At 38.0% G+C, this 23259-nt stretch carries 26 protein-coding genes; 10 read left to right on the forward strand and 16 right to left on the reverse strand.

The window, feature by feature from the left end; genetic code table 11:
• Positions 1–254: 254 nt before the first annotated feature.
• The 7 genes from DK857_RS13320 to DK857_RS13350 are packed head-to-tail and all read left to right on the forward strand — an operon-like array spanning position 255 to position 4351.
• Positions 255–1331: a hypothetical protein gene (locus tag DK857_RS13320; protein WP_109402428.1), complete on the forward strand. Its 1077-nt coding sequence runs from the start codon at positions 255–257 to the stop codon at positions 1329–1331.
• A gap of 51 nt (positions 1332–1382) precedes the next feature.
• Complete coding sequence (locus DK857_RS13325) at positions 1383–1637, forward strand: EscF/YscF/HrpA family type III secretion system needle major subunit (protein ID WP_109402429.1); 255 nt, start codon at positions 1383–1385, stop codon at positions 1635–1637.
• Between the two features lie 24 nt (positions 1638–1661).
• Positions 1662–1946 carry a type III secretion system inner rod subunit SctI gene (gene sctI, locus DK857_RS13330; RefSeq protein WP_109402430.1) on the forward strand — a complete coding sequence of 95 codons (285 nt, stop codon included), beginning with the start codon at positions 1662–1664 and terminating at the stop codon, positions 1944–1946.
• A gap of 2 nt (positions 1947–1948) precedes the next feature.
• Complete coding sequence (gene sctJ, locus DK857_RS13335; protein ID WP_109402431.1) at positions 1949–2710, forward strand: type III secretion system inner membrane ring lipoprotein SctJ; 762 nt, start codon at positions 1949–1951, stop codon at positions 2708–2710.
• Complete coding sequence (locus tag DK857_RS13340) at positions 2691–3254, forward strand: type III secretion protein (RefSeq protein ID WP_109402432.1); 564 nt, start codon at positions 2691–2693, stop codon at positions 3252–3254. The genes sctJ and DK857_RS13340 overlap by 20 nt, the downstream gene beginning before the upstream one ends.
• Positions 3235–3930: a type III secretion protein gene (locus DK857_RS13345; RefSeq protein WP_109402433.1), complete on the forward strand. Its 696-nt coding sequence runs from the start codon at positions 3235–3237 to the stop codon at positions 3928–3930. Before DK857_RS13340 ends, DK857_RS13345 begins: the two co-directional genes overlap by 20 nt.
• A complete protein-coding gene (locus DK857_RS13350) occupies positions 3917–4351 on the forward strand; it encodes a hypothetical protein (RefSeq protein ID WP_227003172.1) in 435 nt (144 codons plus the stop codon). The genes DK857_RS13345 and DK857_RS13350 overlap by 14 nt, the downstream gene beginning before the upstream one ends.
• On the opposite strand, the gene soxR is transcribed toward DK857_RS13350, so the two are convergent.
• Positions 4352–4801 carry a redox-sensitive transcriptional activator SoxR gene (gene soxR / locus DK857_RS13355; protein ID WP_006536309.1) on the reverse strand — a complete coding sequence of 150 codons (450 nt, stop codon included), beginning with the start codon at positions 4799–4801 and terminating at the stop codon, positions 4352–4354. It abuts the gene before it with no gap.
• 117 nt (positions 4802–4918) lie between these two features.
• Between soxR and DK857_RS13360 the strand changes: the two genes are divergently transcribed.
• The 3 genes from DK857_RS13360 to DK857_RS13370 are packed head-to-tail and all read left to right on the forward strand — an operon-like array spanning position 4919 to position 9580.
• Entirely contained in the window at positions 4919–5341 is a 423-nt protein-coding gene (locus tag DK857_RS13360) for a DoxX family protein (protein ID WP_109402435.1), read from the forward strand.
• A gap of 45 nt (positions 5342–5386) precedes the next feature.
• Positions 5387–6490, forward strand: a complete 1104-nt coding sequence (locus tag DK857_RS13365; RefSeq protein ID WP_109402436.1) for an efflux RND transporter periplasmic adaptor subunit — start codon at positions 5387–5389, stop codon at positions 6488–6490.
• A 12-nt stretch (positions 6491–6502) separates the two neighbouring features.
• Positions 6503–9580 (forward strand): MexW/MexI family multidrug efflux RND transporter permease subunit, encoded by a 3078-nt coding sequence (locus DK857_RS13370; protein ID WP_109402437.1) that lies wholly within the window; start codon positions 6503–6505, stop codon positions 9578–9580.
• A gap of 231 nt (positions 9581–9811) precedes the next feature.
• Here DK857_RS13370 and DK857_RS13375 read toward each other — a convergent pair whose 3' ends face one another.
• The 15 genes from DK857_RS13375 to DK857_RS13445 all read right to left on the reverse strand — a co-directional run bounded on the left by DK857_RS13375 (position 9812) and on the right by DK857_RS13445 (position 23234).
• Positions 9812–10138 carry a DMT family transporter gene (locus tag DK857_RS13375; protein WP_004245856.1) on the reverse strand — a complete coding sequence of 109 codons (327 nt, stop codon included), beginning with the start codon at positions 10136–10138 and terminating at the stop codon, positions 9812–9814.
• A gap of 80 nt (positions 10139–10218) precedes the next feature.
• Positions 10219–10635, reverse strand: a complete 417-nt coding sequence (locus DK857_RS13380; RefSeq protein ID WP_109402438.1) for a DMT family transporter — start codon at positions 10633–10635, stop codon at positions 10219–10221.
• Positions 10636–10670: 35 nt separating this feature from the next.
• Positions 10671–11375 carry a hypothetical protein gene (locus tag DK857_RS13385; protein ID WP_109402439.1) on the reverse strand — a complete coding sequence of 235 codons (705 nt, stop codon included), beginning with the start codon at positions 11373–11375 and terminating at the stop codon, positions 10671–10673.
• A 17-nt stretch (positions 11376–11392) separates the two neighbouring features.
• Positions 11393–11980: a phosphate propanoyltransferase gene (locus tag DK857_RS13390; RefSeq protein WP_375804073.1), complete on the reverse strand. Its 588-nt coding sequence runs from the start codon at positions 11978–11980 to the stop codon at positions 11393–11395.
• A gap of 56 nt (positions 11981–12036) precedes the next feature.
• Positions 12037–12564 carry a BMC domain-containing protein gene (locus DK857_RS13395; protein WP_109394842.1) on the reverse strand — a complete coding sequence of 176 codons (528 nt, stop codon included), beginning with the start codon at positions 12562–12564 and terminating at the stop codon, positions 12037–12039.
• 13 nt (positions 12565–12577) lie between these two features.
• Positions 12578–13528, reverse strand: a complete 951-nt coding sequence (gene cutD / locus DK857_RS13400; RefSeq protein ID WP_109402440.1) for a choline TMA-lyase-activating enzyme — start codon at positions 13526–13528, stop codon at positions 12578–12580.
• Positions 13529–13628: 100 nt separating this feature from the next.
• Positions 13629–17057, reverse strand: a complete 3429-nt coding sequence (gene cutC, locus DK857_RS13405; RefSeq protein WP_109402441.1) for a choline trimethylamine-lyase — start codon at positions 17055–17057, stop codon at positions 13629–13631.
• Between the two features lie 56 nt (positions 17058–17113).
• Positions 17114–18262, reverse strand: a complete 1149-nt coding sequence (locus DK857_RS13410; RefSeq protein WP_109402442.1) for a 1-propanol dehydrogenase PduQ — start codon at positions 18260–18262, stop codon at positions 17114–17116.
• Positions 18263–18269: 7 nt separating this feature from the next.
• Positions 18270–18533 (reverse strand): EutN/CcmL family microcompartment protein, encoded by a 264-nt coding sequence (locus tag DK857_RS13415; RefSeq protein WP_036934514.1) that lies wholly within the window; start codon positions 18531–18533, stop codon positions 18270–18272.
• 26 nt (positions 18534–18559) lie between these two features.
• A complete protein-coding gene (locus DK857_RS13420; protein WP_109402443.1) occupies positions 18560–20227 on the reverse strand; it encodes an acetaldehyde dehydrogenase (acetylating) in 1668 nt (555 codons plus the stop codon).
• Between the two features lie 73 nt (positions 20228–20300).
• Positions 20301–20579: a BMC domain-containing protein gene (locus DK857_RS13425; RefSeq protein ID WP_006536328.1), complete on the reverse strand. Its 279-nt coding sequence runs from the start codon at positions 20577–20579 to the stop codon at positions 20301–20303.
• Between the two features lie 14 nt (positions 20580–20593).
• Positions 20594–20878: a BMC domain-containing protein gene (locus tag DK857_RS13430; RefSeq protein ID WP_006536329.1), complete on the reverse strand. Its 285-nt coding sequence runs from the start codon at positions 20876–20878 to the stop codon at positions 20594–20596.
• Positions 20879–20898: 20 nt separating this feature from the next.
• Positions 20899–21177 (reverse strand): BMC domain-containing protein, encoded by a 279-nt coding sequence (locus tag DK857_RS13435; RefSeq protein WP_004249182.1) that lies wholly within the window; start codon positions 21175–21177, stop codon positions 20899–20901.
• 678 nt (positions 21178–21855) lie between these two features.
• Positions 21856–22374 carry a FidL-like protein gene (locus DK857_RS13440; protein ID WP_006536331.1) on the reverse strand — a complete coding sequence of 173 codons (519 nt, stop codon included), beginning with the start codon at positions 22372–22374 and terminating at the stop codon, positions 21856–21858.
• Positions 22374–23234, reverse strand: a complete 861-nt coding sequence (locus DK857_RS13445) for a transcriptional regulator (protein ID WP_075673541.1) — start codon at positions 23232–23234, stop codon at positions 22374–22376. The genes DK857_RS13440 and DK857_RS13445 overlap by 1 nt, the downstream gene beginning before the upstream one ends.
• Positions 23235–23259 lie beyond the last annotated feature (25 nt).

Consider the following 23259-nt stretch of genomic DNA (forward strand, 5'->3'; position numbering starts at 1 on the left):
AAGATAGTAAACTATCAACAAACTTATTCTTATGTTTTCATCTTATATAACACTACAATAATATTACTAATTATTAACTATAAAGATAAATAACAAATTTTTTCGGTTTATTATTTAAAAAAAGTACTAGTAATATATTAATACCCACTATCAAATAAAAAACATGTGCTTTTTTTTAAAAGAAATTTAATGACTATTTTACTAAACTATATTTACATTATGAATTAATAACATTTTATCATTAGGCTAAATCTATGCTGTATTACATTTATATTCTTTCTGGTCCATTAAAAGGAGCCATTGTTCCTTTACCGCCTAATCACTATTCATTTTTTTTACAAAATGAAGAAATCAATGATAAGAAAGAAGAAAATGAAAAAATGGTAATTTATATTCCTTGTGATAATAAGGTGTGTAAAAAAAAGCTCGCTATTATACTTGATGAAAATAGTAGTGAAAATAATAAATATATAATTGAGCATAGCTTCATACCAGAAGAAGTCGGTAAAGAATATTTATTACCTCTAAACACACCGGTGTATTCCAATGATATTCCTATCTTTTTAGTCAGTAATAAAAGTGATTTTCCACTTGAACCATCTCATTTTAAAAATAATAAAAAGAGATGGATTACTAGCAAAAAAATACTTATATCATTGGCATTATTGATTCCATTTTTCATGGTATTTATATTTTATATAAATAAACCAATAGCAAAGTCAACCACTCCCATCATATCAAAAAGTTTAAATTTTAAAGGTTTTCAAGGAGAAAATGGATATTATTGTATTTTTGATGATTCATACGTTACATCCAAAGTGAATAGTGACTCAGAAAATAAAGTTTTTTATATAGATAAAAGAAAAATAGAAAATTTAGCAATTGGAAATAATAATAAAAAGATACATTTAATTTTAAAAGATAAAGCTAAACCCATTATCAACTTTATTTACTATAATGATAATGAGAAATTAAAAATCATTGATGCAATAAATAGTCATTTTTCTAAAAATTGTTATCCTACAATTAAAGAAATTTCGATTCCAAACATCATTAATGATATAAACACGCTAGAGTTAACAAAAACAATAGGTTATACCATTGAAGAAAAAAACAATGGTTTAATCTTTATTTTTGATGATGTATTAGACAGAAATAACAAAGGAAAACTTGATACTTATATCAAAAAACAAACGGCCATTTTTGGAAGAAAGTTTCTCTTTTACCGTGAAAATATAAGTAATCCAATATTGAAAAATAAAGCAACCTTACAAGAAGATAATGGATATATCTTTCTTGATAATCAACATCGCTATTTCCCTCAAGGTTAATAGTGATAATTGTAAGCAATAACTTAAAATTGAAATTAGAGGAATAATATTATGCCAGCCTATCCTGTTGCCGACGATGTAAGCTCTATTGATAAGATTGATGACTATTTTCAAGAGCCAGTTAAAAACCAAAGTGATGCACTAAAAGTTGCACTAGATGCATTGAAAGCAGATACATCAAATGCTGCTGCATTGGCTGATTATCAAGCCAAGCTTGCTGAATATAATATTACACGTAATGCTCAATCCACATCGATCAAAGTTGTGAAAGATTTAGCAATGAGCATTATCGGGAATATGCGTTAATTTTTTATATAATGGAGATAATATATGGCAATTACCCCTGTTGTTCCTGTGAATTTAACAACATTAGCAAATGATAACAATAATAGTGATGATAATTTATCTTCAATGATGATAAATACGATTACAAGTAGCTTTCAGTATGAAAAACAGACCCAAGAAAAGCTAAAGATATTAAGTCAATTAAATGATGTTCAAAGTTATACCCTGCTACAAACCAAGCTTAATAACTATACAATTACAATGAATTTAGCGAGTACTTTAGCCAGAAAATCACTGAATATTGTTGAAACATTACTCAAGGCTCAATAGTAATGAAAATGCGATATTTGTTATTGGCATTATTATGTTGCCTATTTCCATTATTAAGTGGTTGTAAAGATCAATCACTACTCACTAATTTGGATCAGAGGCAAGCAACAGAAATTCAAGCTGTTTTACAGAAGCACCAAATAACCAGCACGCGTAAAGCATTAGGAAAAGGATTATTTGATGTTTCTGTTAAAAAAGAAGATATGGGAATTGCAATTCAAATTCTAGAAGAATATCAATTGCCCACACTATCTCGAATTGAAGTCACACAGCTATTTCCATCAGACGCATTAGTATCATCGCCACAAGCCGAAAAAGCACGTTTAATTTCAGCCATTGAGCAACGATTAGAACAATCATTACTCACTATTGATCATATTATTGATGCTAGAGTTCATGTGAGTTATCCCATCTCTCCTACTGAACGTATTATTCCAACACCTCATGCTTCAGCATTGGTTTTTTATGAAGAGGGTATGCTTGATAATAACCAGCTAACTGACGATGTTCGTGCTTTTATTCATAATGCCTTTAACGATATGAATGAGGATAATATTACCGTTTTGTTATACCCAAGAAACATAAATAAATTCAATATGATAAACAATCAGAATTATCAAAATAATTCTGATTCATTCTTTAATTCTTGGTTATTTCTAAGCTTAGTATTGGCTGTGATCGTCGCTATCATTACAGTTTCATTGATAATATTTCGACGCAAAAAAGCACTGAAAGAAGAGAATAATGACAAATCTGACGTCTGAACAATTCGAAATGATATCTAATGTGATGTATGACCCCCTTAGTTATCTCCATGCAGATTACAAAGTATTGGCTTCAAAAGAAGAAAGTGTAATCTGGCAGAAATTAGCTAATCGCCAGTTAATTCAGCAATATCAACTTATTAATCAGCTTGATTGTGATATCGATATCATTGTAGAAAAAATTTTTACCCATTGGGCATTACTTCCTCGTTGTGCTCTATTTTTAGGTTATTTGCACTCTAGAGAAACACTTTTGTTATCGGATGATTACTATCAACTAGAGCCACAATTAAAAGCGTTTTTATCACTCTACCCTGTTTTAAATATAGATAAAAAGATAATTACCCTACAGAAAAATATCGCACCAATAAATATCGGCTATCAATTGCTATTTGATTTTATTAATTCAATTTCAATTGCACTTTCTCAACGCTTTACACTACTTTTTGCACCACAACCCTTATCAGTTGAACTACCTCAATCGCTTTTTTTATCTCGTTCACTTTTCCTTTTGGTATTAGATTATGCTGCGCTCTCTGCCTAAAGATCTTTTAACATACACTTGTGAAGGTGTATTAATACGAGCTCGTTATGTTCGACAGCTTGATAATATTTATAAAACAGAATTAGCGGCTAAACACGCGGCAAAAAAAATAATTCGAGATTTTAATAGTAAACTAGAAGAGCGTAATAAGGAGATAGCAAACCAAGCCTATAGCAAAGGATTACGAGTATTATTAGGGGATATCTTAAATTTTGTAGTTCAATATCAAGAGAAACTGACACAATATGAGTTTCAGCAAAGAGAACAATTAATAGCAGTTGTTTCTCAACTTTTTGATTCACCTGAAATTCAAACTGAACTTACACACCGTTTAATTTCAACAATACCTTCAGAAAAAAAAATTACACTCGACATTCCTGTGACATTACGCCGTTATCTTGGGAATAAGCTCAATAAGCTTGATATTGAATTGCTCTCTCATGAAAGTAAAACAATTGCTGTTCATGCTGGTGATCAAATTACATTTTTTGATCCCAACCTATTAATTGATGATCTTAAAGCACAATTCCATCGTCCTTACACTGAATCTTATCAACCTGTTTTTACTCAAGAAATTAAAGAAAACCTAATAAAATTTATTAATACATTCGATACACTAGATAATGTCCCCCCTCAAAGTGGCACCTTCAGTGAGGATAATAATGATGAAGATTGATGCTTTAAAACCACAAGTGTTATATGGAGAACAACCCTCTTTACCTGAATCAAAACAGATCGACAATAAAGAGTCTGATCCTTTAATAGCCATATTGAATTCTTCTTTTTATCAATACTTAAAAGGATCCAGAATTAATAGTGCCAAAGATGTATTGGCGTTATTAAACCAATTTGATGTCAAAAATGAAGGCAATCAAACTCTAAAAGAAAAGCGCCAAGTTGCATTATTAATCTATGCTCGCCAAACAAGTGAACTAGAAAATAATAATAATAAAGATGCCATTAATCAGGCACTAATTTCACTTCTTTCTTATCAAGGTTTTTATCATCAATTTACACTCGACTTATTAGGTATGACCGATAACCAAGATGATTATGAAGGCTTTTTCAAACCAGATAGCGCTTCGTTTTCATTTTGATTACAGGATCTGAGGACCGGCCCCTTTTTCACCTAAAATATCATCAGGATTACGTAATGGGCAATCACTTAACGATAAACAACCACAGCCAATACAATGATCTAACCCATTACGTAGTCTCTTAAGGCGGCGAATACGTTCATCTAACCTTACTTTCCAATCCGTTGATATTTCGTGCCATTGTTCTGCGGTCAATTTACTGTTTGGTGGATATTTTCCTAGTATTTCCTGAATTTCTTTTAACGGAATACCTGTACTTTGCGCAGCTTTTATAATCGCTACGTAACGTAATACAACTGGTGGGTAACGGCGCTGATTACCTGCACTTCGATAACTTTCTATCAACCCTTTTTCTTCATAAAAATGTAACGTTGAAATTGCAACGCCACTTCTTTTTGCTACCTCACCGACGGTAAGTGCTCTATTGAAATCTATTTTTTCTTTTTTCATTTTTTACTTTTCCCTCTTGACCTCAACTTAACTTGAGGTTTTATAGTCCCCTCCTCAAATTAAGTCAAGTCAGTGGGATGCTGGTTCTTATTTTTTAAGATTATTGAGGTCAGATAAATGCCAAATTCAATTGCACGTATTCTCGAAAGCCATTCTTTATGGTTTATCGCTAGATTACTTATCCTTGTTTTATTTCTTTCTTCTGGCTTTGCCAAAGTCTTTGATTACGAGAATAGTTTGGCGGAAATGCGCGCTGCGGGATTGGAACCTGATTGGTTTTTTAATATTGCCACTGCGATCGTCTTATTTTGTGGCTCACTTTTAGTGCTTTTCGATCGCTATTTATGGCTAGGTGCTGGCGCTTTAGCTCTCTTTTTATTTTTAACTATCGTGGTTGTTCATACTTTTTGGAATATGACGGGAGACAAGGCCATGTTGTCGATGTTTTTTGCAATAGAACATCTCGCTGTTATTGGTGGATTAATCACTACGGCAATGGCTAGTCATTTCAGAGCGTTATGGAAAAAGAATAACGCATAAAACGATAAAAAATATAAAAACTTTCACTATGGGATCGGCAATAAAATGAATAAAAAACTTACTATTACGGTATGTGCCTCACTCTTTTTACTCAGTGCAGGTGCAATGGTTTATGCAACCACATCATCAGATGATGAAACACAACAATTTACCTATCCACCGACAAAGGTGGCATTGGCAACTGTACAATCATCAAAATTACCAAACAATATGCAAGGTGTTGGGGAATTAGAAGCCGCACGCCAAGTTTATTTAGCCGCTGAAACCAATGGTCGAATTGCTGTGATTAATTTTGAGTCAGGGCAAACTGTTAAAGCAGGCCAAGTTTTAGCTAAATTAAATGATGAGCCAGAACAAGCCGAGTTATTACGCTTACAAGCACAATTAACCAATGCAGAAAAACTCTATTCTCGAACAAGACAACTTTATAGTAAAAATGTCGCAGCTGCCGCGCAATTAGATAGCACCTTATCAGAGCGCGACATGATTGTGGCCTCTATTCGAGAAGTGAAAGCGCGAATTGCACAAAAAGCAATTAAAGCCCCTTTTGACGGTATCGTTGGGATAAAACTTGTTCATGAAGGCCAATATCTCAATGCTGGTGAACGTGTGGCTTCACTTGTCGATGCGAGCCATTTAAAACTCAATTTTTCACTTGATGAACAAGCCGCACCAAAAATTTCAACAAAACAGCCAATCAATATCGAAGTCGATGCTTACCCAGATATCATTTTTACTGGTTCAATAAATGCGATTGATCCTCTTATTGGCTCTTCTCGTACAGTACAAATACAGGCTGTTTTACCAAATGCTGACAATAAATTAAAAGCGGGCATGTTTGCTCGTGTTCAAGTTACTTCTCCTGATAGTCCTATGGTATTAACCGTACCGGAAACGGCAGTCACTTATACTGCCTATGGAGATACCGTGTTTGTAGCGCAATCTGACAATCAAAAAAACCTTATCGCTAAGCGTGTCTCTGTGAAAGTTGGATTGCGCTACAACGGCATGATCGAAATAAAAGAAGGTTTAACCCTTGGGGATCAAATTGTTTCCTCAGGGCAAGTTAAGTTAAGTGATGGCATCTCAATTGAACCTATTGAGCAAGATACATTAGCGTTAGCTCAATCAGCGACAATTAAGCCATAACGGGAGTTAATAATGAAATTTACCGATATTTTTGTTCGGCGCCCTGTTTTGGCATTAGTTGTTAGCACACTGATTTTTTTACTGGGCGCATTTGCGTTCAGTAAACTGCCTATTCGCCAGTACCCTATGTTGCAAAATTCAACTATTACGATTACAACAGACTATCCCGGAGCATCATCTGAACTGATGCAAGGATTTGTGACACAACCGATCACTCAAGCCGTTTCCTCTGTTGAGGGCGTTGATTATATTTCCTCTTCTTCTGTTCAAGGAAAAAGCTTAGTCACCGTCAGAATGGAATTAAACCGCGATCCAACTCAAGCCTTAACGCAGGTAATGGCGAAAGTGAATCAGGTACGTTATAAGTTACCTGAGCAAGCTTATGATCCCGTTATCGAGCTTTCATCTGGCGAATCTACTGCGGTGGCTTATGTCGGATTTTCAAGTGAACAGCTTTCTATCCCTGAACTCACTGACTACCTTTCTCGTGTTGTGGAACCTATGTTCTCATCCATCAATGGTGTTGCTAAAGTACAGGTTTTTGGTGGACAACAATTAGCAATGCGTTTGTGGTTAGATGCAGACAAACTGGCTGGTCGTAACTTAACGGCAAGCGATGTTGCAAATGCAGTACGCCGTAATAACTATCAAGCTGCCCCCGGGAAAGTCGAAGGCGAGTTTGTGATTGCCAATGTTTATGTCAATACTGATCTCACTAATGTCGAAGAATTTAAAGACATGGTTATCATTAATGATGGCAATAACCTTGTTCGTTTACGTGATGTCGGTACTGTCGAATTAGGTGCTGCGGCTACTGAAACCAGCGGTATTATGAATGGTAAAAAAGCGGTATTTTTGGGTTTATTCCCGACTCCAACAGGTAACCCACTTGTGATTGTTGATGGCATTCGCGAGCATCTTGTTGATATTCAAAAAACCTTACCGCCAAGCGTCGATGTAGAACTGGCATTTGAAACTTCACGTTTTATCAAAGCCTCTATTAATCAAGTAGTACAAACCTTAATTGAAGCGATTTTAATCGTTATCGCGGTTATTTATCTCTGTTTGGGATCGTTCCGTTCTGTTCTTATTCCTGTACTTGCCATTCCGTTATCGATGCTAGGTGCTGCCGGATTAATGCTTGCCTTTGGCTTTAGTATTAACTTGCTCACCTTGCTAGCAATGGTTTTAGCAATCGGATTAGTTGTGGATGATGCGATAGTGGTTGTTGAAAACGTACATCGCCATATTGAAGAAGGGTTATCGCCTGTTCAAGCCGCTTTAGTCGGTGCGAGAGAAGTTGCTGGTCCTGTTATTGCAATGACGATCACGTTAGCCGCCGTTTATGCTCCTATTGGTTTAATGGCTGGATTAACGGGGGCATTATTTAAAGAATTTGCCATAACATTGGCAGGTAGTGTGATTGTATCCGGTATTGTGGCATTAACCTTGTCGCCAGTGATGAGCTCGTTAATGCTAAAACCAAAAGAAAATGAAGGCAGAATGGCTAAAATAGCCGAATATATCTTTGATAAACTGGCTCATTATTATGGTTACGTACTCAATTTTTCTTTAGCTAATCGCTGGCTAACCATTGTTTTTGCCTTAGCAGTGTTTGTCAGCTTACCGTTTTTGTATAGTCAGACAAAACAAGAGCTGGCTCCTTCAGAAGATCAAGCGAGTGTATTAACCGCCGTAAAAGCACCGCAACATGCAAATCTTGCTTATGCTGAACGCTTTAATCAAAAGCTTGATGAAATTTATATGAGTCTGCCTGAAACAGACAGCACATGGATAATTAACGGTACAGATGGGCCTTCAGCCAGCTTTGGTGGTATTAACTTTGATGGTTGGGATCTCCGCGATCGCAATGCAGATCAAATTCAAGCCGACTTACAAAACCGCGTCAATAATGTTGAAGGTACTAGTATTTTTGCTTTCCAATTAGCTTCTTTACCCGGTTCGGTAGGTGGGTTACCTGTACAAATGGTTTTACGTAGCCCGTTAGGTTATCCCGTTTTATTTGAAACAATGGAAAACATTAAACAGCAAGCGAGAGAAAGTGGTTTGTTTGTCGTGGTGGATAGCGATTTAGATTACAACAATCCTGTCGTTCAAGTTGCCATAGACAGAGCTAAGGCCAATAGTTTAGGTATTCGCATGCAGGATATTGGTGAATCACTTTCATTATTAGTCGGTGAACACTATATCAATCGTTTTGGTATGGATGGTCGCTCTTATGATGTTATTCCACAAAGTGTACGTCACCAACGTTTAACGCCTGCAGCTCTTGCTGGGCACTATATTCGAACTCAAGATAACGTGTTGATCCCATTATCAACAGTTGTGAATATCACAACTCAAGTTGAACCCAATAAACTGACACAGTTTAATCAACAAAATGCAGCCATATTTCAAGCGATCCCCGCGCCTGGTGTCACGATGGGACAAGCAGTCGCGTTTCTTGAAACTGTAGCAGATTCATTACCAGCGGGCTTTAGTCATGATTGGCAATCTGATTCTCGCCAATTTACCCAAGAAGGAAATACGTTAGTCTTTGCTTTTATTGCCGCACTTATCATTATTTATTTAGTGTTAGCTGCACAGTATGAAAGTTTGGTTGATCCTTTGATTATCTTAATTACTGTACCGCTATCAATTTGTGGTGCATTAGTCCCTCTCGCTTTAGGGATGGTGACGCTAAATATCTACACTCAAATTGGTTTAGTCACACTAATAGGACTTATTAGTAAGCACGGTATTTTAATGGTGGAATTCGCTAATGAATTGCAAGTTCATAAAAATCTAAACCGTCGGGATGCCATTATTGAAGCTGCAAAAATCCGATTGCGTCCTGTATTAATGACCACAGCTGCAATGGTTATTGGGCTTATTCCACTTTTATTTGCCAGTGGTGCTGGGGCGAATAGCCGCTATGGATTAGGGCTGATTATTGTGTCAGGTATGTTAGTCGGCACACTATTTACCCTGTTTGTGTTACCAACAATGTACAGCTTCTTAGCTAGAAACCATCAAATCAGCGCTCAAACTGAGCGTCAAAAACAGTTACAGCAAGTTAGTGAGCAGTAAAACTAAAAAATAAAAAGCAGTAATGTCGTAAACCAATCCCCATTGTGAATGCAATGGGGATTTTATCTTTAAAGTTATCAAGATAAACTCAGATCCGTTTTGAAATAAAATCGTTAACTGAAATCATTGTATAAAAATATCACATCGTGATTTTTATATTTCAAAAAATAAAAACACTGAGTCTATTTCACCTAACACTCAGTGTTTCTATTAAAAATAATTAATATGCGACTACATAGTAGAGAATGTATTCATAATTATCCCACCAGAGATAATCAATGCCATAGAGAATATGGCTGGTAAATCTGGTTTTTGCTTATATAAAATCATTGCAACCAAGGTCACACCGACAATACCAAATCCACACCAGAGTGAATAAGCAACACCAACAGGAATATATCCCATTGCGCGTGTTAAAGCGAAATAACAAATACAGTAAGCAGCAATAACTAAAACAGAAGGGGCTAATTTACTAAAGCCGTTGGTCTTTTTAATCATTGATGTACCAGTGATTTCAGAACCAATAGACAGCGCCAGCCATAAGAATCCGGTAAACATAATTGTTATCCTTATTTGTTTTAATAAAATAACTATTATTAAAAATAGATTTATTAAAAAATATTTATCAAGAAATAGACTTATTTATTAACTGGCGATGCAGTTTGTTTAATATTAGAGGTTTCTGTTATTTCTTCTTCCTCTTCTTCAGAACCCATTTTAGAGAAGAGATTCATAATCACAATACCACTGGCAATAACAGCCATACCAATCATTGCAGCGGTATCAGGGTGTTGACCATAAAACAGCATACCTAAAGAAGAAACCACTAAAATACCTGTACCTGACCACGTTGCATAAGCCAGACCAACAGGAATATTTTTAACTGCTCGTGATAATGAGTAATAACAAATAACGTATAAAACAACAATTAAGCCTAACAATAATGTTTTGGTTGTTCCTTCGCTATTATCAAACATTTTTAAAGTAGAGGTTGCTGAGGTTTCTGAAATAATAACCGCCAGCATCCAAAGCCATGATTTAGCTTTTGGTGACATAATAAGACTCCTGAGTTATCAGATATAATTTAAGATTAATTTTTCAAACTTTTTAAATATTCAATAGCAGAATCCGTCAATTTATCTTGCGATAAATGATATTCTCCAGGCTTATTCATTACTTCTTTCAAAGTAATATAGCGATTATTATTCTCTTGTTTAATTTCAGGTTTATATTCAGATTTAGTTTGATGCTTAACATCATGGTTTATTAAATTATCTTCAACATCATTTATAGAGTGAAACATAATACCCATTGATTTTAATCGACTAATATTTTCCTGAATAAGCAGGTTGTACTCTTTATTTTTATTTAAACCTAAAATCTCATTTAACTCACTTTCTGGTTGGCAAAAATAAGGTAATGCAATAACAGGAATATTTTGAGCAAGTGCAGAATGAATTAGCTTTCCTTCTTCACTTATAAATAATCCGTTAATAATTTCACCCACCAGCTTTTTATCAAAATAAGGAACAAACAGTGCGTGGTAAGTCGATAACTGCTGGCAATCGAACTCGCTCGCATTATATATTTCCCCTAGATGACGCCATTTCGACAAATCATGACTGATTTGTGCCGATGTTGTAACAAAAAGAGAAAATCGAATATGAGAAAAAGTGTTGATACGCTGACAGATTTCATCTTGGTATCCCGGTGCAGGTGTAAGTGCCAACAACACTGACTTTTTCATTCTTTTTTCTATTTCAGCCACTATCCTTTCAATTAACTGATTGTCCATTACGCCACCTCATTGTCTTAGCTGACAATAAATACGCTATCGTTGTTACGAAGCCCTGCAGCATTAGCTTCATCAGTATCTATATGAAATTCCAAAGCGAATTTTTCACTAACACGAACAACAACTTCATCAAAAATCAGGCTACGCTCACCTTCTGTTTTAACGTGTACTTTTTGCCCATTGGTGACATTTAACATTCTGGCGTCAATTTCACTCATATGAATATGGCGTTGAGCACAGATCACTTGCTCTTGTAATTCAACATGACCCGCAGGCCCCATTAATACAGCTTGACCTGAACCGACTAAATCACCTGATTCACGTACTGGTGCTTTTACACCTAATACAAAACAGTCTGCTTTTGAGATTTCTAACTGACTTTGTGGACGAACCGGCCCTAAAACTCGAACTTTACTGATCGAGCCTTTTGGTCCCACAACCATCACACACTCTTTTGCTGCAAACTGACCCGGTTGTTTAAGATCTTTAAATGGGGTGAGTTGATAACCTTTACCAAATAACGCTTCAACATCTTGTTGTGAAAGATGCACATGACGATTAGAAATACCAACAGGGATAGCCATTCCTTGCGTTTCTCCCAACATCACTCCATGAACGGGCAAGCGAGAGAGAATTTTTCCCATGAGTTGTTGATTAATCATTATTTTTTACCTTTACGGCTTTCTGGTTTGATCTCTTTTTTACTGCTTTGTGCTTTATCTGTTACAGCTTTAGTTTCAGAAGCAATATTTTGAGCCTTCAAATCTGCAACTTCTTTTGTGACTTCAATGTGCTCAATTTTGTTTTTAACAGGAGCTTCAGCTCTTGTCTCAACGACTGTTTCAACGGTGGTTTCAACAACTTTTTCAATAGCCGCCTCTTGCACTTTTTCAGCAACAATAGGGGCTTTTTTCTTACCTTTAACTGTAAGCAGCTTAGTAATAACGCTTGGCTCTGGTCTTGCGATAACCAATGAACCAATCACCAGCTCTTTTTGACTCACCACATCAACGCCATGATCAATTGCTGTTCTTACTGCACTGATCTCGCCTTGAAAACAGATTGATACCAACCCAGATCCTACTTTTCGGTATCCTATAATTTCCACATTTGCCGCTTTACAAGCCGCATCTGCCGCTTGAATGGCTGCGGTTAATCCTCGTGTTTCTATCACACCTAAACTGTTCATCTTTCTCTCCTACTTAGTGACGGACAAGACGGATATCGAAATCAAATTTCTTAAAGAAGGCTTCTAAACTGTCTAACTCTTCTGGCGTATAACTTGGATCGGTTTTTATCGGGTAGATCATTTCCAATTTTTCGTATTTGTTACGCCCAAATTGGTGATAAGGAAGAATATCGATACGCTGAATATTGCCGCGTTTTGAGAGTTCCATTGCGTAGTTAATCGCCCCAGTGATCGCGTCATAAGAGTCGTTATAGCCTCGCACTAAAGGCATACGGATCACTACATTTGCACCGAGATCCATCAAACGTTCTAGGTTACGACGAACATTCTCATTACCAATACCAAACAGCGCTTTATGCTGAGTGGTATCAATGTGTTTGATATCAATCAGAAATTGATCAACCACTTCCGCTAATTTTTCATAATTCGTCACATTAGTGGTCGCTTGTGTTTCCACTGCAGTATTGATCATCATTTTTTTACATTCTCGTAAAAGCGCGATCGCAAAATCAGTTTGTAAACTCATTTCACCGCCACCGATTGTGACACCACCTCCTGAAGAGATGTAAAAGTCATAATCTTGCATGATGATTTTCATTAGCTCTGAGACTGAAACATCTTTTCCCATAATATCAAGGGCATCAGAGATACAGACTTCTTCACATTTACGACAACCAATACAATCAACAGCGCGATCAACACGATGAACTTGTTTGCCACTTTCATTGGTTGTCATGTAATGCACACCAGCAGGACAAACATCAACGCATTTACCGCAATCTACGCATTTGTCGTGGGAGTACATCACCTGAAATTCACTGCTGAGACCTTCTGGATTTGAACACCAAGGGCAGCGGATATTACAGCCTTTTAAAAAAACGAGAGTACGAATACCATCACCGTCATAAATAGAGTATTTCTGGATATTAAATATCCGCCCTCTTATTTCTGCCGCCGTCTCCATCTTTACGCCTCCAAATCTGCATCAAACATCCCTGTTCGATAAATTTAAATCTTGTCTTGTCGATTAAAAGGGATAGCCTACGCCATCCCTATGGCTGTAATTAGAACTTCTCAATCACAGTACGACTGATAATTTCATCCTGAACTTCTTTACATAATTCAACGAAGTAAGCACTGTAGCCAGCAACACGGACAATTAAGTCACGGTATTTTTCAGGCTCTAATTGCGCTTTTTTCAGTACTTCATTATCGACATAGCTAAATTGCATCTGGCCGTTACCCAGAATTGAAGCCGTTCTTAATAAAGTAATTAAACCTTGGCGTCCTTCATTGGTATCTAACAACCCTTTCAGGAATTTGAAGTTATGAACCATACCGATGTTCATAGTTTCAACATTCATCTTACTGATTGATTTGATAATCGCAGTTGGACCATGTTTATCAGCACCTTGTGTTGGGCTGATACCATCTGATAATGGTTTCCATGCTAAGCGGCCATTTGGTGTGGCTGCTGTTAACTCACCAATTGGTGTATTGTTAGAGATAGACAGCGTACCGTGACTGAATGTGGAATAGAGCATTTTGTATTTACGACATTCACGCTCAGTCCATTCCGTAATATCTAGCGCATATTGGTCAACAACATCATCATCGTTACCAAATTTCGGTGCGTTCAAGCAGTCACGTAATAACTCTTCTTGGCCTTCAAAATTCGCCAATAGACCGTCGCGAATTTGTTCTAAGGTGTATTTTTTATCTTCATAAACAAGCTTGCGAATAGCGGCCATTGAGTCCACATAAGTCGCTAAACCGGAGAAGATCAGACCTGGACCATGGTTCACCATTGCACCACCCGCGGTCACGTCTTTACCTTGTTCCATACAGCCTTCAACCAGCAGAGACATTAATGGTTTTGGTGCTACATCACGGTGAACACGTTGACTTATCACAGTACCAATTGCGGATAAACGAACGATATGTGCCACTTGTTCTTTTACGGCGCGATCGAAATCTTCATAAGTACGTAGCTCTCTTAAATCACCAGTGTCTAAACCTTGATAGCTATCGAACAACACCATACGACCACGATTTAATACAAACTCAATCGCGATAGGCCATTGGGTATAGCCTGTTGATGTCCATTGATAAATACGACCTGATTTTTGTGGTTCAACACAACCCATCAAGCAATAATCACGAGCATCTTCAAAATCGAAGCCTTTACGTAGCATCATCTTGATATGGGAGTCATCGAAGTGACATGCAGGGAAGCCCATACCGGCTTTAACTACATCAACAATTTTTTCCATATATTGCTGTGGTGATTGGTTATGAATACGACATGCTAGTGATGGTTGATACACTTTCACAAAGCGCACTGCATCCATAATCAAGTAAGTTAAGTCGTTACACGCGTCGCCACCAGAGCGTTTTTGTCCACCAATGGTTAAGTTAATAAATGGCTGATAACCTGCGAAATATTTCGCTCCTAGCTCACTCGACATCCACATTAACTCAGCACATTTGATGATAAAGGCTTGCATCATTTCCAGTGCTTGTTCACGCGTTAAACGACCTGATTTGATATCGTTTTCATACATTGGGAAGCAGTATTGGTCTAAACGACCTAAAGAAAGACCCGTTTGGTTCTCTTCAACTTCAAACAGTGACTCAACCGTCCAGATACTTTGCAGTGCTTCTTGCAGTGTTTTTGGTGGATTAGCAGGTACGTTTTCGTTAACTTGAGCAATCGTCATTAACTCTTCACGACGTTGTGGATTGCTCTCTTTTGATGCTAATTCACGTGCATGTTCTGCAATGCGATGGGCGTAAGCAATCACACCTTCACAGCTTTCAATAGACGCTTTGTAGAAGTAGATACGATCGATATCAGCAGGATTTTCCATGCTTAATTCAGCCAGTTTTGCTTGCGCATCAGCTTTAATACCGTTCATACCTTTGGTGAAAAGTAGTACGTCATAACCTGGGCAAGTATCGCCACCACCATTGATTTGGTGATAAGAAAGGTCACTGACAAAGGTTTCACCACTAAATTCCCATACCCCAGCTTCGCGATATTGTGCTTCACAGATCTCATCCAGTGAGCGTCCTTCCCAGAATGGAACAATCTCTTCACGAATAACTTTTTTGTCTTCTTCTGAAATTTGGAATGGATCTTGTGGACGTGTGCTCATGGTATCAAGTTCATCACGAACCCAACGCCATGCGATATCAGGAGAGAAAGCACCCGCACGCGGTTTTCCACAAGGGTGTCCAACAATTAGTTCTTCATCTTGAATTAAGATAGGTGCAGTTTCACATGCACGACGGAATGCTTTAGCGCGCAGTAAAATCGGTGGTAAACCTGGGTTATTACGGACAATTTCAGTAAATGCTAATGCTCTGTAGATAGAAACACTTGGGCGAGCTTCTAAATAGCGATTACGTAAGCGTTGCAAACGCGGTGTTAAACCTTCCATCACCTTGAATTCACCCGTATCAGCGCTTGGTGCAACAACGTTTGCAGAAGGTGCAGCGTATTGAGGCTGTGAATTCATACGACCATTGTATAAACGCACTTGCAGTGAACTGTGTAAAGTTGACAAGTTAGCGCGAGCTGATAGCAGCATTTCTGATAATTCGTTAATGCTGACACGTGGATCGTTGATATCAACACCTTGCGTCATGGCATCAAACATTGGATAACCATCAACTTCTTTGGTCGCTCGCACTTCTGAAAGTTCAGCTAATTTCAGCCACACACTTTCAACAATTTCATACGCTTGTGCTTGTGTTAAACGACCTTGGTCGATATCACGTTGATAGAATGGATAAAGTGCTTTATCAAATCCCATTGGATTAATGGCATAGCTACCATTTTCCAGATGTAAGACTAATTGCAATAAATAGAATACTTGAACCGCTTCTTTAAAGGTTTCTGCTGGTTTTGCAGGTACTTTACGTAATACCGCTGCGCTATCTAATAATTCCGCTTTACGATATGGGTTACCTTCCATTGCAGCTAAATTCTCTGCTTTTGCAGACAGAATTTGTGCAAAATACAGTGCTGCATCACATGCATAAATAGCTGATTTACAGTAATTAGCTTCATCCATACTGCTACGATTCACGGCACTACCAATGCTTCTAATTCTGTCTTCAAGCTGTGCTTTGATTGCTAAGAAACCTTGGTTTACCACCAGCATGTAATCAGGTGATGCAACGCTATTATTAATACTTAAGAAACGGTAGATAGAGTCACTACGTACTTCTTCTTCGGTATGGAAAATCGCACCGCGTGGTGTTGATGACTGGCTGCCGATAATCAGTTCATCTTGTGCAATATAGCTTGGAAAATGGCGGATAAACTCATAAAAACGTTGTGCAGGTTTAATGGCTTGTGGAACACCTGCAATGCTGTTGTCTAATGAATCAAAAATTGTCGCACGCTCTGTACTGATTGAGCTATTACGTGAAACTAAACGTTCTGCCAGCATTTTTACGCGTGGTGTCAAAGAATATTTGGCCATGTGAGGCTCTCCTGATGTTCTTTACTTGACCTAATCGGTATTAATTCGGTTGAGCATTAACTGTGTGATACACCGGCAAATGCCTGACGATACAATGTTTCTAATTGGTGTGTGTTCACGTCACGTGGATTTGTCGGCGTACAACTATCTCGTAAAGCCTGTCCGACCATTTCCGTTAAACGGGCATAAAAATCCGCTTCACTGACACCGGTATCGCGAATACTCTTCGGCATACCCATTTCATCTTTCAATACATTAATGGCGACGATTAAACTGGTTACCCCTTCTCTTACTGTGTTAGCTGGAAGTCCTAAGCTTTGAGCAAGATAGGCGTAACGTTTTGCTGCTTCACTATTACAATCACCATGAAGATTGGCGTTAAAGGCGACGACATGTGTCATCAATAACGCATTTGCACGACCGTGAGGTACGTGGAATACACCACCTAATGCATGGGCAAGACTGTGAGTAATACCCAACGAAGCGTTAGTAAATGCCATGCCTGCAATACAAGATGCGTTATGCATTTTTTCGCGAGCAGATAAGTTGTCACCTTGATGGTGGCAATCAATAAGATGACCAAATACTAACTTGACGGCTTTTTCTGCCATCGCATCAGAAAAATCAGATGCCGCTTTAGAAACATAAGCTTCTAGTGCATGACAAAGGACATCCATACCTGTATCTGCCGTAATTACAGGGGGTACAGATTTCACCAACTCAGGATCGAGAATGGCGACATCAGGCAACATAAATTCATCAACCAAGACCAATTTTTCACTACGTGATTTGATCACTGAAAAAGAGGTCACTTCAGAGCCCGTACCGCTAGTGGTTGGGATAGCAATAAATTGTGGTTTTGTTCTGTTGCTCTCTTTACGGGCATGCCAGAGGGAGTACATAACGGCTTTCGCGGCATCAATCACTGATCCACCACCGAGTGCGATAACCAAATCTGGATAATGCGCATCCATTATCTTCATACCACTTACGATGGCTGAAATATCCGGATCTGAAGCAACATCATCGTAAACTTGGAACTCGATACCCCGTTGCATTAACTTGTCAGTGACTTTATTTGCAAAGCCAAACTTCACCATTGCTTTATCTGTCACCACAAATGCGCGGCGGGCAGTTAACCCAGAAAGAAAATCCAGCGCATTGGTGCCAAACTGAATTTTGGGTTTTATCAGAAACTCACTCATGTCGTTATTACTCCTTACTGTCCCGATAAACCTTCTCAACAATGGCAACCACTGACATCGCTTTGTAACGTTCTTTGTTCAGTGCGAAGTATTCTTCAGCCAATACAACATCGTTGATACCTGCACCTACACTATCCACTGCAACATACGTTTTGTTCTTCAGTGGCTTAAGCTCATCATCTAAGGTCGCTATCATTAATAAATTGCTACCTTTAAGTTCTGGGCTTTTTTGTGTCGCTACTACGTGTCCGATTACCTTTGCGAGGATCATGGTTTATATCGCCTTATATCAATGAGTTATTTACTCAGACGTCCGAGAACTTCCTTGATAATGCGTTCCACGTTTTCTTCGGTAATATCACCTTGTTCAATCACTTGTTGCGCACAAGCACTGACCGTCGTTGCATAAGGAGATGTACCAAAACGATCATCACCTTGAGTTTGACGTTGTGCAGTTGCGCATTCAGCATGAACTGGAGTTAAAGAAGGTGAACGAAAACGATCATCATCAAGAATGCTGGTCTGGTGATTTGTGCTAGAAACAGCACAAGCAGAAACAGCAGGTTGAGCAGCTTCTTGTGCTAAAGGACAAGGTTGTTTCAACTCTTCAACGGTACGCACGCCATAACCTACTTTACGAATATTCAGTAGATTCATTGGGCCAACGTTGTCAGAGCTAGAACCGCCACCAACAGCACCGCAACCTAAAGTAAGTGCAGGAGTAATATTGGTTGTTGCACCGATACCGCCTAATGCCGCAGGGGTATTAATCAGAATACGGTTAACGGGTTTTTCTAAAGAGAATTGACGAATAACATCTTCATTTTTGGTGTGAATAACTAAGGTATGACCTAAACCTTCGTTAGTCAGTAATTGCACCACGCGATCGCACGCTGATTTCCAATCTTCTTCGATATACATCCCTAAGATTGGGCATAGTTTTTCACGTGAATACGGATTTTTTGGTGATACGGTGTCTTGTAATGCGATTAGTACACGCGTATTTGCGGGTACGCTAAAACCTGCACGCTGACTTAAATAAATCGCATCTTTACCCACAACCGCTGGGTTAATTGTGCCGTTAGCACGCAGTAACATTGAAGCCACTTTTGTTGCTTCTTCGTCATTCATAAAGTAAGCACCTTGCGCTAATAGCTCGCGGTGAACTTCGTTATAAATGCAACGTTCAACGATAATGGATTGCTCTGATGCACAGATAACCCCATTGTCGAATGTTTTACTGGTGATGATATCGCTAACTGCTTTTTTGATATCAGCGCTACGTTCGATAAAGGCAGGGCCATTACCTGGGCCACCACTGATTGTCGGTGTGCCTGATGCATAAGCTGCACGCACCATACCTTCACCGCCAGTCGCTAAAATTAATGACACATCTTTGCTGTGCATTAATTCTTTCGTCGCTTCCAGTGTTAGTAATGTCACACCATCAACGATCCCTGCTGGCGCACCGGCTTCTAGTGCAGCTTTTTTAACAATTTCTAACGCACGGAAACTACACTGTTTTGCATTTGGATGCGGAGAGAAAATAATCGCATTGCCCGCTTTCAGTGCAATTAGGGTTTTATAGATAATGGTTGATGTTGGGTTAGTTGAAGGAACTAACGCCGTGATAACACCTAAAGGTACGCCGACATCCATGACTTTTTTCACTTTATCGTCATTGATAATGCCAACGGTCTTCATGTCTTTCATATGTTCATACACACGCAATGACGCGAAGGTATTTTTCAGAACTTTGTCTTCCCACTTGCCAAAGCCTGTTTCTTCGTTCGCCATTTTTGCCAGCTCTTCTGCATGACGAGCAGCTTCAAATGCAATGTGTTTTACAATACTGTCGATTTTTTCCTGCGAAAACTTAGCATAAACAAGTTGTGCATTTTTCGCGTTACGAACTAGCTCACGAGCCAGTTGTCTGGATTGCAAATCTTTATCTAATGCAACCATGTCTTCCCCCATACAGGAGTTAAAAAATTTAGCTGAATAACTTATTTCTTTGCTTTACAGCACGCCTGAAAAATCAGGCTTTGTGCTGTTGTGCGATTTTCTCGATATCGTTATGCGGTCTTGCAATAACACGAGAAGTCACCACGGTGCCGATACGTTTTGCCGCTTCAACACCTGACTCAACCGCTGCATTGACTGCACCGACATCGCCTTTCACCATTGCTGTCACTAAACCTGAACCGACGTTTTCATAACCAATCAGTTCAACATTGGCTGCTTTGCACATTGCATCAGCAGCTTCAATGCAAGCGACAAGACCTTTGGTTTCAACTAGACCTAGTGCTTCTTTCATATTTATTTCCTTCGTTATTCAGTCACTTTGTACTGGGCAACGATTTTTTGAATATCGTTATGTGGACGAGCGATAACTAATGAAGTCACAACAGTACCAACACGTTGAGCAGCTTCTAAGCCAGATTCCACAGCGGCTTTAACGGCACCTACATCACCTTTCACCATTGCAGTAACTAAACCTGAACCCACATTTTCGTAGCCGATTAACTCAACATTTGCCGCTTTACACATCGCGTCAGCTGCTTCAATACAAGCAACCAGCCCTTGAGTTTCAATAAGTCCTAATGCATCACCCATACGTTCTCCTAAGGCAAAAACTATGCCTTGTGTTTGATAACAATCTTGTTGATGTCATTGTGAGGACGAGCAATCACGAGCGATGTAACAACTTCACCTACGCGCTGTGCTGACTCCACACCTGAATCTACTGCAGCTTTCACTGCGCCTACGTCGCCTTTCACCATCGCAGTCACGAGACCTGAACCTACATTTTCATAGCCAATAAGTTCAACGTTCGCGGCTTTACACATAGCGTCAGCGGCTTCAATACATGCCACCAGACCTTTGGTTTCGATCAGACCTAATGCATCACCCATTTTCATTTCCTCCGAGAAGCCGTTTAACGGTTTACGTTTGCCCATTGTGTCTGCGTGGTGATTTTTTAAACGCAGACGTTGGTTTCAAAATCACTATAACGCGTAAAAACTAAAACAAAATATAAATCCATGATATGGAAACATATAGAATTTAACTCTGTGATTTAGTGTTTTTTATGTCTATTTTTACACATCTATTCTGTTAATTTGCTTTTTTCATCGTTATAAATTTATTAATCTTCACAAAAAAAAGATGAAAAGATAGGCGAATTAACTTTGTTAGGAGGATGTTGAAAAGGTGCAAAAAGGCAGTACATATTGACGAGAAAGATGTGCGAGATATCACTGATATTTCAATGTGAGATCAATAATTGAAAAAGGCTAAATCAAGTCTATATACAAATCGTGCTATTTTTTTGTTGATAACATATTTATTAAATCTAAACCTTCACTGTGGTGTATAAAAAATAAAGGTGGGCACTCTTACGCTATAAAAAGTCATGCAGACAATCCGTTCAAATTACGCAATAAGCAAAGCGCTAAATCTAAGAGCTAAACCTAAGGCTATGTGAGAATAGAAAGTTAATTAAAAGGATGGGATGTATTGCTTGTTAGATAAACAAAAAGGCGACTATATAGAAGCCACCTTGCAAAAATAGAATCAGATAATCAGGACGATTAATCGAATTTACTGCCCGGTTTTAAGGTACAAATATAGAGCGGTGAATTGAGCGAACTTAATAGTAACGTTTTTTCATTTAGCTTCTGTGCATTAATAAATAACCCATCATGACTGTCTGACATTTCACGCATAAAATAGTCAAAAATAACGTCTGGAGATTCATCGATTGATGATGCACTAGCATCCCATTGGCTAACAAAATAGTGGCGTTCTGTCGGTGAAACACGTTTGGTCGTATAATCAAATTTCACATAGCGTTGTAAATACAACCATCCTGCTTTTGAGGTGGTATAGCCTTCAACAACAATTGATCCTTTACCATTGGCACCAAATGAAAAATGAATATTGCCATTTACATTTTCATCTTCCATATTTTCAAAACGCATAATGCCTTTGGTTGAACAAACCATGACACCTTCATTTTTAATGGTTAATAATCTTGTTGCTGCATAAGTGGCGACCAAGATAAAAATCAGGGCCGATAAAAAACATAAAAGTTTCCCTGAGATTTTCATTAATATTTCCAAGAATAGTAAAAGTAATTGTCGCAATAACTAAATGGATTATCTTCGTTCTTTGCACAGTGCGCTAAAAATACGCGCCCTAATCCATTTGTTTGTAATTTATCACCATAGAAGAAAACAAATCGCTCACCTTTCACACACTGTAAATTAAGCTTCTTTCTTACTGCGTCAAAATTGCGAACATAATTATCACTTACCGCAGAATTAATCATCGCTTCATTAGAAAGTAATTCACAATCATTATGTGTTAATGGTGTCAGTGAAATTGGCTTTGATTGATGTTGATTAAAAAAGATGATCACCGCAAGAAATACCGCACCTAATAAAAAACCAATGCTGGCTAAATACCAACAAATTTCTGGTTTCTGTTTCTGTTTTTGTTGCGGTGTTTCTTCTTGTGTAGACTCTAAAGGTGTTTGAGTTAAAGATAAAGGTGTCGTTGTTTCAACGGCTATTTTGTTTTCATCCTTAACTAAAATAGGTTCTTCTTCATTTGTTTGAGTTGAAGGTAATAACGTTGAATCATCAATAAGTTCAACTGAAATATCCGGATTGAACTCTAATCGCCCTTTCGCAATAGTGACAATGATATTTTCAATACCATAATGACGAAATGTTTTTCGTAATAAACTCAAATATTGGTTTAAATTACTGTTTGATGAAACCAGCCCATTATCATCCCAAACACGTTTTAATACTTCATCACGATTAACAACACCTGGATGCTGAATAAAATAAAACAGTAACGCATTTGCGGTAATAGAAAGATGTGTATCAACACTCTCTTTTTCTAACGATATCGCGCCATCCGTTGCGTCGTAATAAATTAAGGCATTTATTTTGTATTTCATTGTGCCCTCATTCATCCTGATTAAA

The organism is Proteus terrae (assembly GCF_003144325.1).
Taxonomy (GTDB): Bacteria; Pseudomonadota; Gammaproteobacteria; order Enterobacterales; family Enterobacteriaceae; genus Proteus; species Proteus terrae.